17 protein-coding genes are annotated in these 17,568 nt (G+C 39.5%); 8 read left to right on the plus strand and 9 right to left on the minus strand.

From position 1 onward, the window contains the following. Nucleotides 1-127: 127 nt before the first annotated feature. Nucleotides 128-1,525 (plus strand): replicative DNA helicase, encoded by a 1,398-nt coding sequence (locus C0W29_RS18875; protein ID WP_036788807.1) that lies wholly within the window; start codon nt 128-130, stop codon nt 1,523-1,525. 26 nt (nt 1,526-1,551) lie between these two features. After that, nucleotides 1,552-2,631 (plus strand): alanine racemase, encoded by a 1,080-nt coding sequence (gene alr / locus C0W29_RS18880; RefSeq protein ID WP_045043758.1) that lies wholly within the window; start codon nt 1,552-1,554, stop codon nt 2,629-2,631. A gap of 62 nt (nt 2,632-2,693) precedes the next feature. Here alr and C0W29_RS18885 read toward each other — a convergent pair whose 3' ends face one another. Further along, entirely contained in the window at nt 2,694-3,116 is a 423-nt protein-coding gene (locus tag C0W29_RS18885; RefSeq protein ID WP_045045658.1) for a secondary thiamine-phosphate synthase enzyme YjbQ, read from the minus strand. 258 nt (nt 3,117-3,374) lie between these two features. Between C0W29_RS18885 and pgi the strand changes: the two genes are divergently transcribed. Further along, nucleotides 3,375-5,027, plus strand: a complete 1,653-nt coding sequence (gene pgi / locus C0W29_RS18890) for a glucose-6-phosphate isomerase (RefSeq protein WP_045045654.1) — start codon at nt 3,375-3,377, stop codon at nt 5,025-5,027. Between the two features lie 90 nt (nt 5,028-5,117). On the opposite strand, the gene C0W29_RS18895 is transcribed toward pgi, so the two are convergent. The 7 genes from C0W29_RS18895 to hdcC form a co-directional block, all read right to left on the minus strand. After that, a complete protein-coding gene (locus tag C0W29_RS18895; RefSeq protein ID WP_036788802.1) occupies nt 5,118-5,324 on the minus strand; it encodes a cold-shock protein in 207 nt (68 codons plus the stop codon). Nucleotides 5,325-5,543: 219 nt separating this feature from the next. Beyond that, nucleotides 5,544-5,996, minus strand: a complete 453-nt coding sequence (gene zur, locus C0W29_RS18900; protein WP_045045653.1) for a zinc uptake transcriptional repressor Zur — start codon at nt 5,994-5,996, stop codon at nt 5,544-5,546. A gap of 183 nt (nt 5,997-6,179) precedes the next feature. Beyond that, entirely contained in the window at nt 6,180-6,557 is a 378-nt protein-coding gene (locus C0W29_RS18905; RefSeq protein ID WP_045045652.1) for a helix-turn-helix domain-containing protein, read from the minus strand. Next, nucleotides 6,536-6,874 (minus strand): hypothetical protein, encoded by a 339-nt coding sequence (locus C0W29_RS18910; protein WP_036788796.1) that lies wholly within the window; start codon nt 6,872-6,874, stop codon nt 6,536-6,538. Before C0W29_RS18910 ends, C0W29_RS18905 begins: the two co-directional genes overlap by 22 nt. Before the next feature lie 189 nt (nt 6,875-7,063). Beyond that, nucleotides 7,064-8,335, minus strand: coding sequence for a histidine--tRNA ligase (gene hisS / locus C0W29_RS18915; RefSeq protein WP_045045651.1), 1,272 nt, complete (start codon nt 8,333-8,335; stop codon nt 7,064-7,066). A gap of 183 nt (nt 8,336-8,518) precedes the next feature. Beyond that, nucleotides 8,519-9,661 carry a histidine decarboxylase gene (locus C0W29_RS18920; RefSeq protein ID WP_036788792.1) on the minus strand — a complete coding sequence of 381 codons (1,143 nt, stop codon included), beginning with the start codon at nt 9,659-9,661 and terminating at the stop codon, nt 8,519-8,521. A 59-nt stretch (nt 9,662-9,720) separates the two neighbouring features. Next, nucleotides 9,721-11,088, minus strand: a complete 1,368-nt coding sequence (gene hdcC, locus C0W29_RS18925; RefSeq protein WP_045043753.1) for a histidine-histamine antiporter — start codon at nt 11,086-11,088, stop codon at nt 9,721-9,723. A 209-nt stretch (nt 11,089-11,297) separates the two neighbouring features. Here hdcC and C0W29_RS18930 point away from each other — a divergent pair, with 209 nt between their 5' ends. Continuing rightward, a complete protein-coding gene (locus C0W29_RS18930; protein ID WP_045045650.1) occupies nt 11,298-13,178 on the plus strand; it encodes an ATP phosphoribosyltransferase regulatory subunit in 1,881 nt (626 codons plus the stop codon). Between the two features lie 400 nt (nt 13,179-13,578). Here the strand turns inward: C0W29_RS18930 and C0W29_RS18935 are convergent, their stop codons facing one another. Beyond that, nucleotides 13,579-14,352: a hypothetical protein gene (locus C0W29_RS18935; RefSeq protein ID WP_045045649.1), complete on the minus strand. Its 774-nt coding sequence runs from the start codon at nt 14,350-14,352 to the stop codon at nt 13,579-13,581. A 516-nt stretch (nt 14,353-14,868) separates the two neighbouring features. Between C0W29_RS18935 and dusA the strand changes: the two genes are divergently transcribed. From dusA to C0W29_RS18955, 4 genes are all read left to right on the plus strand, one after another. Continuing rightward, complete coding sequence (dusA, locus tag C0W29_RS18940) at nt 14,869-15,849, plus strand: tRNA dihydrouridine(20/20a) synthase DusA (protein ID WP_045045648.1); 981 nt, start codon at nt 14,869-14,871, stop codon at nt 15,847-15,849. Nucleotides 15,850-16,079: 230 nt separating this feature from the next. Then, the gene (pspG, locus tag C0W29_RS18945; protein ID WP_036788787.1) at nt 16,080-16,322 is read left to right on the plus strand and encodes an envelope stress response protein PspG; all 243 of its coding nucleotides are present in this window, start codon (nt 16,080-16,082) and stop codon (nt 16,320-16,322) included. A gap of 77 nt (nt 16,323-16,399) precedes the next feature. Then, nucleotides 16,400-17,026 carry a TIGR04219 family outer membrane beta-barrel protein gene (locus C0W29_RS18950; protein ID WP_036788786.1) on the plus strand — a complete coding sequence of 209 codons (627 nt, stop codon included), beginning with the start codon at nt 16,400-16,402 and terminating at the stop codon, nt 17,024-17,026. 155 nt (nt 17,027-17,181) lie between these two features. After that, nucleotides 17,182-17,412 carry an RNA-binding protein gene (locus C0W29_RS18955; protein WP_036788784.1) on the plus strand — a complete coding sequence of 77 codons (231 nt, stop codon included), beginning with the start codon at nt 17,182-17,184 and terminating at the stop codon, nt 17,410-17,412. The last annotated feature ends 156 nt before the right edge of the window (nt 17,413-17,568 follow it).

The raw sequence follows: 17,568 nt of genomic DNA on the forward strand, positions 1-17,568 counted from the left end.
AACCAAAAAAGGAGGATAATTGTTATTCTTGCTAGTGAGCAATCGTAATGGTTTATAGCTACTCAGAAGCAGGGGATAGGTTATACTGTCGAGCTCCGTTCTTGGTTTTGGTAAATGCACAATTGCTATGACAGATAATCGTAAATCGAAACAATTAAAAGATAATCAAATGGACGCCATTAAGATGCCACCGCATTCGCTTGAGGCTGAGCAATCAGTACTTGGTGGTTTAATGTTGGATAATGAGCGTTGGGATACTGTTGCTGAGAAAGTGGTTGCTAAAGACTTTTACAGCCGCCCTCATCGGATTATTTTTGAGGCAACCGCAGCCTTATTGGAAGGTGGACAGCCACTTGATTTGATCACTTTGTCTGAGCATCTTGAGCGGTCTGATAAACTGGATGATGTCGGTGGTTTTGCTTACCTTGCTGAATTGGCTAAAAATACGCCGTCAGCTGCCAATATTTTAGCGTATGCTGATATTGTGCGTGAACGAGCCTTGATCCGAGACATGATTGGGGTCGCCAATGAAATTGCGGATGCTGGTTATGATCCTCAAGGCCGCACCAGTGAAGATTTGCTGGATATGGCGGAAAGCAAAGTTTTTGCCATTGCTGAGCAGCGCACCAATGATAAAGAAGGTCCGCAAAACGTAGACACTATTTTAGAGCGTACTCTTGAGCGTATCGAGTTGCTTTATCAATCACCGCAAGACGGCGTTACCGGTGTCTCAACCGGTTTTACTGATCTCAATAAAAAAACCGCGGGCCTACAAGGGTCGGATTTGATTATTGTTGCCGCACGTCCATCGATGGGTAAAACCACCTTTGCGATGAACTTATGTGAAAATGCCGCAATGGATCAAGAAAAACCAGTGTTGATTTTTTCGTTAGAGATGCCCGCCGAACAAATTATGATGCGTATGTTGGCATCATTATCGCGTGTTGATCAAACTAAGATCCGTACCGGGCAGTTGGATGATGAAGATTGGGCGCGGATATCATCAACAATGGGTATTCTGATGCAAAAGAAGAATATGTTCATTGATGATAGTTCAGGCTTAACCCCAACAGAAGTTCGTTCACGAGCGCGTCGTATTGCACGTGATAACGGTGGTCTTAGCATGATCATGATCGACTACTTACAGTTGATGCGTGTGCCGGGTTTACAAGAAAACCGTACTTTAGAGATTGCCGAAATCTCACGCTCGCTAAAAGCATTAGCGAAAGAATTAAATGTACCTGTTGTTGCTCTTTCTCAGCTTAACCGTTCGTTGGAGCAACGAGCAGATAAACGTCCTGTTAACTCTGATTTGCGTGAATCTGGCGCCATCGAGCAGGATGCGGACTTAATCATGTTTATATACCGTGATGAGGTTTATCACGAAGACAGTGCCCTTAAAGGGATTGCTGAAATCATCTTAGGTAAACAACGTAATGGTCCAATTGGTACTGTACGTTTAACCTTCCAAGGCCAGTTCTCTCGCTTTGATAACTATGCTGGTCCTGCTTTTGATGAAGAGTAAGCCTTAAAAATTATTTAGGATATTGGATGAAAGCTGCAACTGCACATATTGATACCCAAGCTTTGGCACATAACCTGAGTCAAATCCGCCTGCAGGCACCAAATAGTAAAATTTTGGCGGTTGTTAAAGCCAATGCATACGGACATGGGTTGTTAGACGTGGCAAAAAGTCTAGCCAATGTTGATGCTTATGGTGTGGCACGAATAGAAGAAGCGTTAACGCTGCGTGCTGGTGGTATTGTGAAGCCAATTTTATTATTAGAAGGCTTTTATGCGTCAACTGATCTGCCTGTATTAGTGACTAATAATATTCATACCGTGGTGCATTCAATTGAACAACTTGAAGCTCTTGAGCAAGCAGAGCTAGATGCGCCTGTACGAGTATGGGTTAAAATAGATACTGGTATGCACCGTCTTGGATTGCGTCCAGAACAAGTTCCACAATTTATGCAACGGTTGCATGACTGCGATAATGTCGCTAAGCCACTGCGTTTTATTAGTCATTTTGGTAATGCTGATGATTTAAGCAGTGATATTACCTTAAAGCAAATTTCCTGCTTCTCAGCACTGACGAAGCCATATCAAGGTGAGCGTTCACTTGCTGCTTCTGCGGGTATTTTAGCGTGGCCTGATAGTCATTTTGAGTGGATTCGCCCCGGTATTATTATGTATGGCGTATCGCCATTTAATGAATTAGATCGCATGGCATCAAGCTATAACTTACAACCAGTAATGACCTTAACCTCAAGCCTAATTGCGGTGCGTGAAGTCAAAAAAGGTGAGCAAGTAGGTTACGGTGGTATTTGGACCAGTGAACGTGATACCAAAGTCGGTGTTATTGCTATCGGTTATGGTGATGGCTATCCACGTTGTGCGCCAAACGGCACTCCAGTGGTTGTTAATGGCCGTATTGTACCAACGGCAGGTCGTGTTTCGATGGATATGCTAACGGTCGATCTTGGACCTGATGCGACTGATAAAGTCGGTGATGAAGCTATATTATGGGGTAAAGGCTTACCTGTCGAAGTGGTGGCGCAATATACCGGTGTGATCGCTTATGAATTAATGACCAAGCTGACTCCTCGAGTGGCTATGACCTATTCATAGTTGAATTAATGACGAATAACTGTAATCGCCGCGATTTAACTCGCGGCTTTTTTATCTGTTATTTATTCTTCACCTTGAATTGTGATCACTATTCGGCGTGTACCACCGTGATTTCGATGCTCGCCCAAATAAATACCCTGCCATATTCCTAAAGCGAGTTGGCCATCAGTAATTGGAATGCTAATACTATTACCGAGCAATGACGCTTTGATATGCGCTGGCATATCATCATCACCTTCATAGGTATGTTGATAAAAAGCAGCTCGTTCAGGAACGGTATGATTAAAATGTGCTTCCATATCATTACGAACGGTTGGATCTGCATTTTCATTAATGGTTAAACTTGCTGATGTATGTTGAATAAAGCAATGTACGATACCAACCTTTAATGATTGAATTATTTCTATATTTTGCTCTATTTCAGTGGTTATTAGATGAAAACCACGGGCTCTCGGAGTAAGATGAATCGTTTTTTGATACCACATAGCCATTTACCTATCGGTGAAACCTTTTAGTTTAATTAGTGATTACCATTATCATCTTAATGATAAATACAGGTATGATGCAGTTATATTTTCGTGATTTGACGCAATGACGATAATGTTATTTTAACGTCATAATTGGTTGTAACAGATAGCATTATTATTAGACACCTAGCATGCTAGGTTAAATGGCATAGATCGAGGATCTTTCGAAGGCGATATGATTCGAGGGATGAACATAACAACATCGGGAACATTATTATGTTAAAGAACATTAATCCAACGCAAACGCAAGCATGGCAAGCATTGACGGCCCATTTTGAGCAAGCTCAAGATTTCGAATTAAGTGAGTTATTTGCTAATGATAGCGAGCGTTTTGCCAAGTTTTCTGCTCAGTTTGGTTCTGATATTTTATTGGACTACTCAAAGAACCTGATCACAGAAGAAACTTTGACTAAGTTGTTTGCATTAGCCAAAGAAACCGAGCTAGATGCTGCTATTGCGGATATGTTCAACGGTGAAAAAATTAACCGTACTGAAGATCGTGCTGTATTACACGTTGCGTTACGTAACCGCAGTAACACGCCAATCATCGTTGATGGCGAAGATGTTATGCCTGCGGTTAATGCCGTATTAGCTAAAATGGAGAGTTTCACTAACCGTATCGTAAGTGGTGAGTGGAAAGGTTATACCGGTAAAGAAATTACTGATGTAGTAAACATCGGTATTGGTGGTTCAGATCTTGGCCCTTACATGGTTTCTGAAGCACTATCAGCTTACAAAACGCGTTTAAACATGCACTTTGTTTCTAACGTTGATGCGACTCATATTGTTGAGACGCTGAAAGATTTGAACCCTGAAACAACATTATTCTTAATCGCATCAAAAACATTTACCACTCAAGAAACAATGACCAACGCTCTGTCTGCTCGCGATTGGTTCTTAGCGATGGCAGAAGATAAAGCTCACGTAGCTAAGCACTTTGCTGCTCTTTCTACCAATGCTGAATCAGTGGCTGAATTTGGTATTGATACTGATAACATGTTTGAGTTCTGGGATTGGGTTGGTGGTCGTTATTCACTATGGTCTGCGATTGGTCTTTCTATTAGCTTAGCGGTTGGTTTTGATAACTTTATTAAGTTACTTGAAGGTGGCCATGCGATGGATAATCATTTTGTTCAAGCACCACTTGAGCAAAAGTTACCTGTAATTTTGGCGCTAATCGGTATTTGGTACAATAACTTCCATGGTGCTGAAACTGAGGCAATCCTTCCTTACGACCAATACATGCACCGTTTCCCTGCTTATTTCCAGCAAGGTAATATGGAGTCAAATGGTAAGTATGTTGATCGTGGCGGTAAGCCTGTAGATTATCAAACAGGTCCAATTATTTGGGGTGAGCCAGGAACAAATGGTCAGCATGCGTTTTACCAACTTATTCACCAAGGTACTAAGTTGATCCCATGTGATTTCATTGCGCCTGCAATTAGTCATAATCCATTAGGTGATCATCATCCTAAACTAATGGCTAACTTCTTTGCTCAAACAGAAGCATTAGCATTTGGTAAGAGCCGCGAGACAGTAGAAGCTGAGTTTGTTGCTGCAGGTAAATCACAACAAGAAATTGATGAGCTAGCTGAATTTAAAGTGTTTGAAGGTAACCGTCCAACTAACTCGATTTTGCTTAAAGAAATCACGCCATATACATTAGGTGCATTAATTGCGTTGTATGAGCACAAAATCTTTACTCAAGGTGTTATTTGGAACATCTTTAGTTTTGACCAGTGGGGCGTAGAACTTGGTAAGCAACTCGCTAACCAAATTTTACCAGAGCTAAACAACGCTGAAAGTGTGGTTAGTCACGATAGTTCAACTAACGGCCTGATTAATGCATTTAAACAATGGCGCGCATAGTGCCTATTATTGGTTAGCGTAGTTAACTGATAAAATAAAACGCCGCAATCATCACGATTGCGGCGTTTTTTATTTTTGACGTTTGCTTAATTATAGCGCGATAACATCGCTAGCTTGAGGGCCTTTCTGACCATCAGTTACGATAAACTCAACGCTTTGGCCTTCACGTAATGTTTTACGTCCTTGCGCCTGAATGGCACTGAAGTGAACAAATACATCTTTACCATCGGCAGCAGAAATAAAGCCAAAACCTTTATCATCGTTGAACCACTTTACGGTTCCAGTCAGTTTACTCATGTACGTCTTTCCCTTATAGACTAATAATAGTAGTCACAGCCAATAGGTAACTAGATGCTTATGACTGATTAAGTCTAGATCGAATTCATGACAATGAGTAGTTTTTTATTGTGCTTTTATGTTCGAGCTAACGTTAATTAATCGCGTGGCTAATTATGTTAATTCAGATTGGAAAGATGAGATGGTGCTATCACTTGCAGTAATAGCACTAGAGCAGATTTATTCGTTAGTCGTTTGTTGGCATTTATGGCAAACACCATGGCTTTCAACCACGTGATGCTTGATCATAAAACTATACTGTTCTGATTTTATACGCAAAAATTTTGCGAGCTCATCATCATGGGTTTCTTCAACAAAACCACACTTATCACAAATTAATAGTTGCGAGCAATGATCAGCATGGCCAAGTACACAACAAGCAATATAGCTGTTAGTTGATTCGACTTTGTGGACAAACCCTTGTGCTAACAGAAAATCCAAGGCGCGGTAAACCGTTGGTGGTTTAGCTTGGGGTTCTGATGCTTTAAGTAAATCAAGTAACTCATAAGCACTGATAGAACTATGATGATTAATAATCAGTGCCAGTACTTTTAATCGCTGGGGAGTCATTCTTACCCCGCGTTGCTCACAGAGCTGTTGTGCTTTGGCTAGCAGTTGAGTTTGAACCGTCATAGAGCCTCAAAAAAACGTCATTAAGTTGTTATTTTATCACAGCTATCTAAAAACATACTCACACTTAGCAAGGAACCGTGGTGAGGAAGGGGATTCCGTGTCAATGATCACGTTATAAAAAGCCATAACCTAAGTTATGGCTTGTCTTTATATTAATGAATCTTAGTGGTATTCATATTGCAGCTAGTTAGGATGATTTATATGAGCACTTAAAAAACTTAGGCTGTCATCTTCAATTAAGAATAGTTTATCTTTCATATCCTTAGGCAAGTTAATGTTTGCCACTAACTTATTTAAATAGATATCTCGACGATAGATATTATCAATTAGCTCTTGCTTAGGAATTGCTCTATTTGGATTCTCAAACAGGTAGCAGAGTAATTGGTAATTTAACGATCGGCCTTTGAGTTTTAACAGCGGTTTATTACCTAAATAAATCGTCCGTTGACGTTTATTCAAATATAGGTGCGCATGGAGCTTTTTTCTTGCATAAAGATAATAAGTGACAAGAATGAGGTAAATTATAACCTCAGCAGCAACTATAATTGCGGTGTTTTGCAACGTTTAATTTCCTTACATTTAGCCATGCTACTGATATCGTTGCTGATGATAGGATCTTGGCAGTATTTTTCAGCAAGATGAAATTGACCATTCCATTTGATTTTCTCACCTAGTGCATTGCTCTTTTTGCACTTTGAGTATACAGCGTCAACTTCTTTAATAAGAATATCTTTCACTTGTGTTGTTAATACGAGTTGCTGTTGTTTAAGGGTATTTAATTCACTGTTATCAACAGGCTTTAAAATTAAAACTAATACTGTTATCCAGCCTAATAACCCAAGTACAAATAAAAACTTAGGAAGTTTTTCATTTAACATATTATGCTCATTATTGCATTAAAAGCGAGATAATAATCGAATGGTTATGGTTGGCTAGTAATGTAACGATGCTTTTTGGCATTAATGGCAAAAATGAATGAGAGATTAAAGTTTTTGGGTTAAATGTTACATGTTTTAGTGCGAGCACTGTGCGGCTACATCAATGTAGCTGCACATTGATTGTTAGTACTACTTTAGTTGGTGAAGATATTCACCGATGGTAATCATCACATTATTAATATCAACGGTCAGTGATTGATTAGTTTTTGGATACCATAGCCCAACTTGGTCATTATCATTGAGGGTTATAATGAGTTTAGCCCCAGTTTTTAAGGCGCGATTATGTTGGCGTTTTATTTTGCTATGACTTAGATCTGTCAGTACTTGAAGTTTTGGTAATTGACGGCGAATGTTGTGGGCAACCGCTAGTGCTTTTTCATTTTGTTGTGGTGATTCAGTGGTGATAGTAATGTCAGGATCATTATTTATGCCTTTATCAAGCCCTAGCGTTTCGACTAATAACAATAGTCGTTCAATCCCGATAGCAAACCCTGAACCAGGTAAGGCATTTTTACTAAACAGTTCGATTAACCCATCATAACGGCCACCACCACAAACGGTAGCTTGTGAACCAAGCTTATCAGTTATCCACTCAAACACTGTTTTTGAATAGTAATCAAGACCACGCACTAAACGTGGATTGATGGTGTAACTTATACCTGCTTGGTCAAGTAGATATTGCAGCTTATTAAAATGAGCTAGAGAATCTTCACCAATAAAATCAATTAGCTGAGGTGCTTCATTGATCATGTCCTGCATGTCGGGGTTTTTACTGTCTAGAATACGTAATGGATTACTGCTGAGGCGGGTAAGACTATCTTGATCTAATAATGACCGATGTTGCTCAAAATAGGTGATTAGGTGTTGGCGATGAACTTGGCGTTCTGCTGTGGTACCCAGTGAATTAATTTCAAGGGCAATGTGTTGGTCGACGCCTAATGCTTTGAAAATATCGTAAGACATACAAATTAATTCAGCATCAATGTCTGCCCCTGCCATACCGAATGTTTCAACACCAAATTGAGTAAATTGGCGTAAACGTCCTTTTTGAGGTCTTTCATAGCGGAACATTGGGCCTTGGTACCACAATCGTTGAGTGCTGTTATAACACATATTGTGTTCAATGACGGCACGCGCACAGCTACTGGTTCCTTCTGGGCGTAAGGTGATATGTTCGCCACTTTTATCAACAAAATTGTACATTTCTTTTGAAACTATATCGGTTGATTCACCGACAGCGCGCTCAAATAAGGCTAGAGGTTCAATAATAGGTAGCCGAATTTGTTGATAACCATAGCTATGGGTCACTTGTTTTATAATCGATTCTAGCCATAACCAAATCGGTGTTTGTTCTGGTAAAATATCAGATACTCCACGGATTGATTGAATGTTATTTTTCATAGGAAACCCTACTTATATTGCATTATCGGCTATTTATTTCCTCTATCGTGAGAAATACATTTATAATAACTACTGTATTTAATGGTATTAGATAATAGCCGTTAGGTGTGATATTGCTGGTAAATAGTGGAATAGGCACCAGCAATATCGATTCATAAAGGCGGTAGTGAACTACCGCTTTTTTTATGCTGCAATCATTTCGCCATTAGCATCTTTAATTACATCATCAATTAACGCATCGACTTTTGATGCATCAAGATGGTGTGCAGTGGTGATAAGGTGTGCTTGACCACCAGATGTTGCGAGGCAGTGTTTTTTCCAAACCGCTTCAGATGGGCAAGGGAATACCACTGTGATTGAGTTTTTATTACACCATGCGTTAATACCAGCAGTTTGTAGGCGTTGTACCGCATGTTGTGCTAAATCAAGACTACGATTAATACGACGTTTAAAGTCTGCATGTGAGTGTGATTTCACCGCACACCACATCATTAATGGTGTGTGGCCATTACGTGAACCAGTGATGGTTTTATCGTGAGCAGAGATGTAATCAATCTCAACTGAAATTGCATCAACATTGCGTTTTTTTGCTACCACGATACCACATGGGATTGGTGAGCCAATCATTTTGTGGCCAGAGACACCAATAGAGTCAATACCATCGGCAAAGTTGAATCCTTGCGGTTCATCAACAAAAGGTAGAATCATGCCACTTAATGCGGCATCGGCATGAATATAGTAATCTTCACGCTTAATACCTAACTCACCAATCATTGCTTGAATCTTACTAATATCATCAATCGCCCCACGTACTGTCGTGCCGATATTGGCAAAGATAATCGGATGCTTTTCGTCATCTTGTTTAATCTTACTAATTAGATCATCGTAATCAATTTCACCATTTGGTAATGAATCAACCAGCTGTGATTTAATACGTAGTAGTTTGACGATTTTAGCTACTGAGTAGTGAGTGTCTTTTGAGTAATACAAGGTGCCATCAGGGAAAAGCTCACGACCAAGGTAGCAACCAAACATATTACTTTCAGTACCACCATTAGTGACATAACCCCAGCTATCTTCAAATGGAATTTTGAAAAGATCGGCAAAGTATTCCATCACTTCTTTTTCAAAATCAAACGAGTTAAGGAGGTAGTTACAGTACTCGGCCCAATCACCACAGTTGTTGATTGAGAAGCGCATAAAGCGTTCTAGAATGGTGTAATCAAAATCTGCTGACTCAGGGTAGCCAATATTAAAGTATTGGTTTTTTACACAGTAAGCCCAAAATTCGTCAAGTTTATTTTGATTTTCAATTGATAATGTCATGATATATATCCTAATAAATTTGTTTAATTGATACTTTCAAATAATTGTCAGTTAACTAATTAATCTTTTAAATAAAGAACTTTCTCGCCGTTTTTATGGCGTTTTGCGGCAATAAAGCTATATAGCGGAATAGTGAGCATCACCATTACTACACCCCAGTACATGGAGTCTGCACCTGAGCCAAGCATGGCGAATAAGCTATAAGCCATACCAATAACGACCAGAATGCTGTAAATCACGAAGTTACCACCTTTGTTTTGTTTCTTGGCAATCATGATGATTGGCAGCGCAATAACGGCGTAGATGTAAGGCAGTAGTGAAGCAAATACTGACATTAGAATGACAACTTGAAATTGATCGGCAAGATCGGGTGATGCTGTCATTAGTAGTACACCACTCATAAGAACACCGGTGAATACTAAACTTTTCATTGGTACGTCATTACGGTTTACAGCAGCAAAGAACTGAGGGAATAAACCTTGCTCTGCACCTGCACGTGGCGCTTCTGATTGCAGAATTAACCAACCTGAGATTGAACCGAAACAAGCAATGATACTTAGGATTGATGCGATGGTACCGGCAGTGTCACCAAACATGTAGCGCGCAGCATCAGCAAATGGTGCCGCTGATTTAACTAACTCTTCATGTGGTACTAGACCCATAATGACACTACAGCTACCGACGTAACATACCGATGCAATCAGCAAACCATATACAGTTGCTTTTGGTACTGTTTTTTCAGGATTTTCAACTTGACCACTAGAAACTACTGCAGACTCAACACCAAGGAAGCCCCATAGTGCAATTGATGCTGCTGATAAAATTGCGTGCGAATTGCTTTCGCCAGTACCGTTATAAACCTGAGTAAACATCTTTGGATCAAACCAGAACCAACCAACGATACCCACGCCTAACACAACAACTAGCATACAAATTGCAGTAAATGATTGAGCGCGACCTGCTGCTTGAGCGCCAAGGCTTGCTAAAGCAATAAAGCCCCACAAAATAACAATGGCAACCACAGAGCCTATACTTGGATCTGTAAGTTGTGGGAAAAAGTAACTTAGGTAGCCAATACCCGCGACGAGTAGTGCAACGTTACCTATCCAGGCACTGATCCAGTAACAAATGGTACTTTGAAAGCCAACAAAAGGACCAAAAGCATCAGCTGCATAGGCAACGATGCCGCCGTTTCTTGGTGTTAAAAGACTGGTTTTGGCAAACACAAGCGCAAGTGCGATAACACCTACAATGGTGATAAGCCAACCCCATAGTGAAATGTAACCAACCCCTGCAAGGTTGGTGGGTAGCATAAATACCCCGGACCCCATCATGTTTGATGCGGTAACTAAGGTTAATGCGACTACGCCCATTTTTTTGGCGGAGCTTGCACTCATGGTGCTTGAATCGGAATTTCCGGCAGCCATCTCTATTTCCTCGTTTGATTTGATGAGGGAATAGTAAAGTTTTACCTCACTAAAAGTGTGACCTGTATCACTATTTTTTTTGCAAAAGTTTTAATTGCAGCCAGTTTTGGTTGATTTTTGTTCAGAATCGATTAATTTGACCCTGTCCCCTTTTATTGTGGGTATCATGTTTTTTCATAAACAATTGTTATAGATTTGGGAAATGAATCATGCCAAGAAAAGAGCGGTTATTTATTCTAGGGTTGCCTCAAATCGTACAATTGCAGGGGCATAATAAGAGTGAACTTTTTATTGACGATGATGACCATGACTATTTTCTGCAGTGTATAGATAATGCAATCACGCGTTATGGTGGTGATTTGCATAGCTATTGTCTATTTGCTGGCAATGCTCTTTTATTAATAACGCCTAATGAAAAAGAAAATATTGGTGCAATTATTCAGCACGTAGGTAGACGCTATGTACCTTATTTTAATAAGAAATATCAGCGTAGTGGCAGCTTATGGGAAGGGCGTTATAAAAGTTGTTTGGTTGAGCCGGAAAATTATTTACTGCCTTGTATGCATTACATTGAATCAGCGGGTATGTTATTGACGGTGGCTGCAGCGGATTACCCTTGGAGTAGTTATCGCCATAATGCTGGATTAACGACATTATCGCGTATTATTCCTCATGCGGAATATAATCTACTCGGTAAAACAGCCTTGCAACGGGGTGGTGCTTATCGACGTTTTAGTCAGAAACCTATAAGTCATTATATTTTGCAGCGTATCAGTGATTGTATTCGACAAAATACTCTTTTGGGGATGGCTAAGTTTTGTCAACAACTCGAAAATCAACTCCAAGGTAATGTTCGCCCAAGGAAACGTGGTCGTCCGCGTAAGAATTATAATATTTCAGAACAACAGCTGAACTTTATTGAAACTAAGATCCGCTTGTTATGCCAACAATACAGTTATATCGAAATTAAATTACCTTTGATTCAAGATGTTTCACTTTCACCTGAATTATTAAATTTTTCGATGCAGCCTCAGCGGTTAGCATCTTATAATCATCAAACGATTTTAAGCAGTGATGGTTCTTTAAGTTGTTTACAATTTGTAAACCAGCATTCTGAATTACTTCATGGCAGTAAAGTTTGGTATCAAGGGCCTATTTTTCGACATACTTCTGAACAACATGACATGCTTGAACAATATGTTCAGGTTGGTGTTGAAGCTTTTGGCTGGGAAGATGATGCAATTGTCGCTGAGCAGTTACAGCTTCAATATGAGTTATTTAAGGTGTTAGAACTCAATAAAGAAGTTGAGTTACGAATTAATTATATTGGTAGTCTAGATGAATTTGCTGCGTTTCGTTATGCGTTGACAACTTATTTTCAACCCTACGCTATTTTATTCGATCAGCAACGACAAGCATGGCTACAGACAACGCCAGAGTATCTATTAGTCGATTATCCTCTCGAACTTGAACCTGTTATCAAATTAGCGCCTAAATTAGGTGATTATTTAACGGTAGCAGCAAAAGGTAGGTTTCAGCAGTTACAGCAACTGTTAGATAATATGGGATTACCTTATGTTGTTACTCCGCATTTATATCCAGCCTCGCATTACTCCGATATTTTATTTGAATGGCATGGAGAACATATTGCTCCAGACAGTTTGTTATGTCGCGGTGGGCGGTACGATGAATTTATGACTCAAGTTATGCAGCAGCCCAGTCATGCCTGTGGCTTTGCTTTTATGTTAGATAATGTGATCAAGTTATTAGTGGCGACGGGTCATCGTCCCGATGAATATAACGATTATAAAATTATTGTTATTCCTGAGCATCATATTGATGGTGCGTTAGGTTTTAATGTCTGTCGACAGTTAAGACAATCTTTTCCTGGTATTGCAGTCGTGCTAGATTGCACCGAGCAATTAGCAATTAAACGCCAGACTAATGCGAATAAAAAAAGAAATAATATTATTGTTATTATTCATAGTGATGAACTAAATAATATTGATCTGTTATGTAAAGAACAGCGTGAAATAGGATTATCATTAGACGCTGTTCGTGCCCGTATATCGCGTTTGATTCAAGCGTAATTAAAGCCGTGTGTTGGTCATGATTAACAATAAATACTCTCTGACCTTGGTATTATAAAAACTAATGCCTAAGTGGTATTTTTTTTCATTTCTCAAGTGATTTAAAATACCTATAATGACGCCCAACGAAACATGACCGACGCCTTAAATATTTACTAATTGGGCAATGGTTATACATAAAAAGCTTAATTCTTAAGGTAAAAAAATGTCTGGTATCATTAATAAAATCGTTGCACTTTACACGCCTGTATTCTCTACAATGTACAAAAGCGGTAACATGACAAAGTAAGTCTAGCGATAAGGTTAATCATTAACCTATAGCTTACAAGAATTCTGAGAAAGGCCTTGAACATGCAAATGTTCAAGGCCTTTTTTGTTATCAAGTATTTATAGCAGCAGATTAATGATTGATTGGTGCACTAATATGTAGCGTTTGATTTAAAGTGTTGGTGTCAGGACCCAATTCAAAATTCCAGTTGCCGGCATTAGTTTGGTAATGACCACCTTCGACAACAAATTCTACTTGGTTAGCCGTTTTACGCCAAATTCTGACAATACCTTGCACATTACTGGTATTCATAATGCTATGAGCAATGGCATCTGAACAGCCCGGTAAAAATGCGCCCTGCGCTAGCGTTACAGTAAATACTTTACCTGAGCCATTTAAAAAGTCGGTGGCATTAACACTATCAACATTCAGTGCGGCAATAGTATTTGCATCTTCATGAGGTTGATCTGGTGGGGTTATATCATGAAATACTGGTAAGGTAATTGATAAGCTTTGTGGTGCAGATAGCACAGCTTGATCTAGGGTTAAGGTGACAAAGTTAATTGCGCGCAGATCATGTTCACCTGAAATACGATAGCTAATAGTATTATTAGTAATACGGTAAGGACGCACAACATTGGGACTTGAAAGGTGAGTGGCGTTTTTGATCGTATTGACATTGGTTGTGTTAAGATTTGCCCCGTTGACGCTAATATTGAGTTGGAATCCATATAACAGATCAGAATAGCGAATACTTTCCATATTAGCCGTTAATGTCGGCATATTAGTATTGGTACGTTGAGCTGAATTTGGATTGTAGACGAATTCATGCGCGGTCACACCATAGGCAGTTGTTAGTGCTGCACCACACAGTAAAGCGGCGATAGCGTAAGATATTTTTTTCATGATTAATCACTCTATAAGATAGTTTCAAGTGCAACTATATGCATATTGATGATAGATGTTTATAATTAAGATAACTGTGATCATCGTTATAAATATGCGAGTGGTATTTTACTCTTGCCGTGTGTGTTTTTGTTAGGTATAGCTGGTGTTCATTATTTTTATCCACTGTTAGCCTGCTCGTAACTATAAATAAGTTGATGTCGTCTAAAAGTGATTAGGTAAGTTGCATGATCACCAGATTCTAAATGCTAAGATTAAAGTCAATAATATTTTTGCGTTCGAGATTCTCTGTTTGAGTTTTGAGCGCTTTTTGCGTTTTAGGCTAGCCATGGTGGCGATAGCTATTTTAAGGTAGAATCCGCGCCTTAAATGAGATTTTAGGGGGGAGTTCATACCTTCTAAACTGCTTATCATCCGTCCCTTCTTGCTAAAAAAAGCCGAAATTGGATGAAGTATATTGCAATACCCTTAAGTGGTATTTGCCGTAACCACTTAATATGTAAGGAATGTTGTAATATGTATCCATCAACTCGTTTTTCTGTCGCACCGATGCTGGATTGGACTGATCGTCATTGTCGTTACTTCCATCGTTTAATGAGTAAAAACGCGTTGTTGTACACTGAAATGGTGACAACAGGCGCGATTATTCATGGCAAAGGTGATTTTCTTGCTTATAACGAAGAAGAACATCCATTGGCACTACAACTCGGTGGTTCAAATCCGGCTGATCTTGCTCGTTGTGCTAAGTTGGCCGCTGAACGTGGTTACGATGAGATTAACTTAAATGTTGGTTGTCCATCAGATCGAGTACAAAACGGTATGTTTGGTGCGTGCCTGATGGGTGAAGCCGAGCTAGTAGCGCAATGTGTGGCAGCAATGCGAGAAGTGGCAGATATCCCCGTTACCGTTAAAACGCGTATTGGTATTGATGAACAAGATTCTTATGAGTTTTTAAGCCACTTTATTGCGACAGTTTCAGAGAAAGGCGGCTGTGATAATTTTATAATTCACGCGCGTAAAGCATGGTTAAAAGGCTTGAGCCCGAAAGAAAACCGTGAAATCCCGCCGTTAGATTACCCGCGCGTATATCAATTAAAGCAAGATTTCCCTCAATTAACGATGGCAATCAATGGTGGCATTAAAACCTTTGAAGAAATGGAACAACACCTGCAACATTTAGATGGCGTAATGGTGGGACGTGAGGCATACCAAAGTCCGTATTTAATGGCTGAAGTCGATCAGCGTTTATTTGGTAGTGATCGTCCAGTCATGAAACGTCGTGAAGTGGTTGAAGCTATGTATCCTTATATTGAGCGTCAATTAGCCAATGGATCATACTTAGGTCATATTACTCGTCATATGTTAGGTTTATTCCAAAGTATGCCTGGTGCACGTCAATGGCGTCGCTATATTAGTGAGAATGCACATAAGCCAGGTGCTGGTATTGAAGTGGTGCAACAAGCGTTAGCCAAAATTCCAGCTGAATTGGATGTGTAACAGTATTATAATTTAATCTATTGATGTGGTGAATTTGACTGAGTGTTAGGTTAAATTAACGAATAAATGGTAAACGCCAATGCTTAATGTGTTGGCGTTTTTTTATGTCCATGAAAAATAGAGTAAAATAATTAACTTAGAGTTGGCGTGAATTGTGCAGTATTGTGGGTAATAATAAATCTAATGCTGTGGCGTCATATGGATGACGCAGTTAAATAAAAGGAATATCTATGTTTGAGTTTCTGTTTTTAGTCGCTTTTACATTGGTGTTGGTATTTACCGGCGTCAGTCTGATTGGATTATTGATCGCAGTTGCAGCGGGGTTTGCAGTAATGGCGGTTGTTGGAATGTTGGGGTTAGTCTTTAAATTATTACCATGGATCATCGTTATTGCATTAGGTATTTGGTTCTTTCGTGAGCGTAATGCTGATAAGCAGCATCAAGAGCGAATGTCACGCCATCGCCGCTATTAACTGCAGTGTTTTTATACAGCATCTGATATAATTTTGTGCGATCAATTACATAAAATGATAAAGAGCGGAGACTCGGCATGAAAAAAGTGGTGCTTTCAGTTGCAGCAGCAATGACGCTAGCGGCAGCGCTTCCAGCCCAAGCTGATACCTTATTAGGTGTTAAAGTGGGTGCGGATGCATGGTTTACAAACGCAAAAGTAGATAGTCACAAAAGTGATGATGTTTCTCAATCTTACTACGCATCATTTGAACATTTTATTCCTCTCGTACCAAACGTAATGGTACGTTATAGCAATGTTGATACGGGTGATGTTGAGTTTGGGCAAAGTGATTTCACAGCTTACTATGAAATTCTTGATAACGATTTAGTGGCACTTGATTTAGGTGTAACTATGACTAAATTTGGCGCTGTTAGTATTCGTCATGGTGACAACTTTAATGATTGGCAACCAACGATTTATGGTAGTGCTGAACTGGGTATTCCAGCAACTCCACTAGCAGTATTTGCTCAAGCGAATGCGGGTAAGTATGACGGTACACGTTTGTTTGATGGCCAAGCTGGTGTGAAATACACCTTAGGCTTAGTTGCAGCGGATCTTAATCTACGTGCGGGTTACCGTATGATGGATTACGATTTCAAAAAATCAACATCAGGTGATGTGAAACTTGATGGTTGGTTTGCCGGTGTGGAAGTTGATTTTTAATTAACAGCTAACCCATATTCTGTGATCCAGTTATAAAACCACGATTATTTCGTGGTTTTTTTATTGGCGTTAATTCAGTTTATGTACCACTTTTAAAGGTAAGCAAACTGATTATGTTAATGATGCATAATATCAGTATTAGGGGGGAGTAAATGATGACATTGACTGAATTGAAACACCTATACGCTCACCAAGATCTTGTTGAAGCATTGGTCGAGCCATCGATTAATAGTGGTTATATTGTTGAATTTCGTCATCGGCGCGGTGGCTTAGTGCCTTTAACTGACATCTGCGGTAGTGAGCAGTGCTACGGTGATGTTGATAGCGCAACTCAGCAAGCATTTGAGGTTGGTTTTCAACAGGTTAGGATTGCTGACGAATATTAAATCCTCCTTATTTCCCCTTATTCAAAAACCAAAGAGCGTTCCAGCTGTTTGGTTTTTTTATGCGATTAACCTTACAAATGGTTATAAAACATTCTTATCTATTCTTTATTGTTATTACCGTAAATGGCTAATCTAACATAACGCAATGAATAGGGA

It is taken from the genome of Photobacterium kishitanii (assembly GCF_003026355.1).
GTDB lineage: Bacteria > Pseudomonadota > Gammaproteobacteria > Enterobacterales > Vibrionaceae > Photobacterium > Photobacterium kishitanii.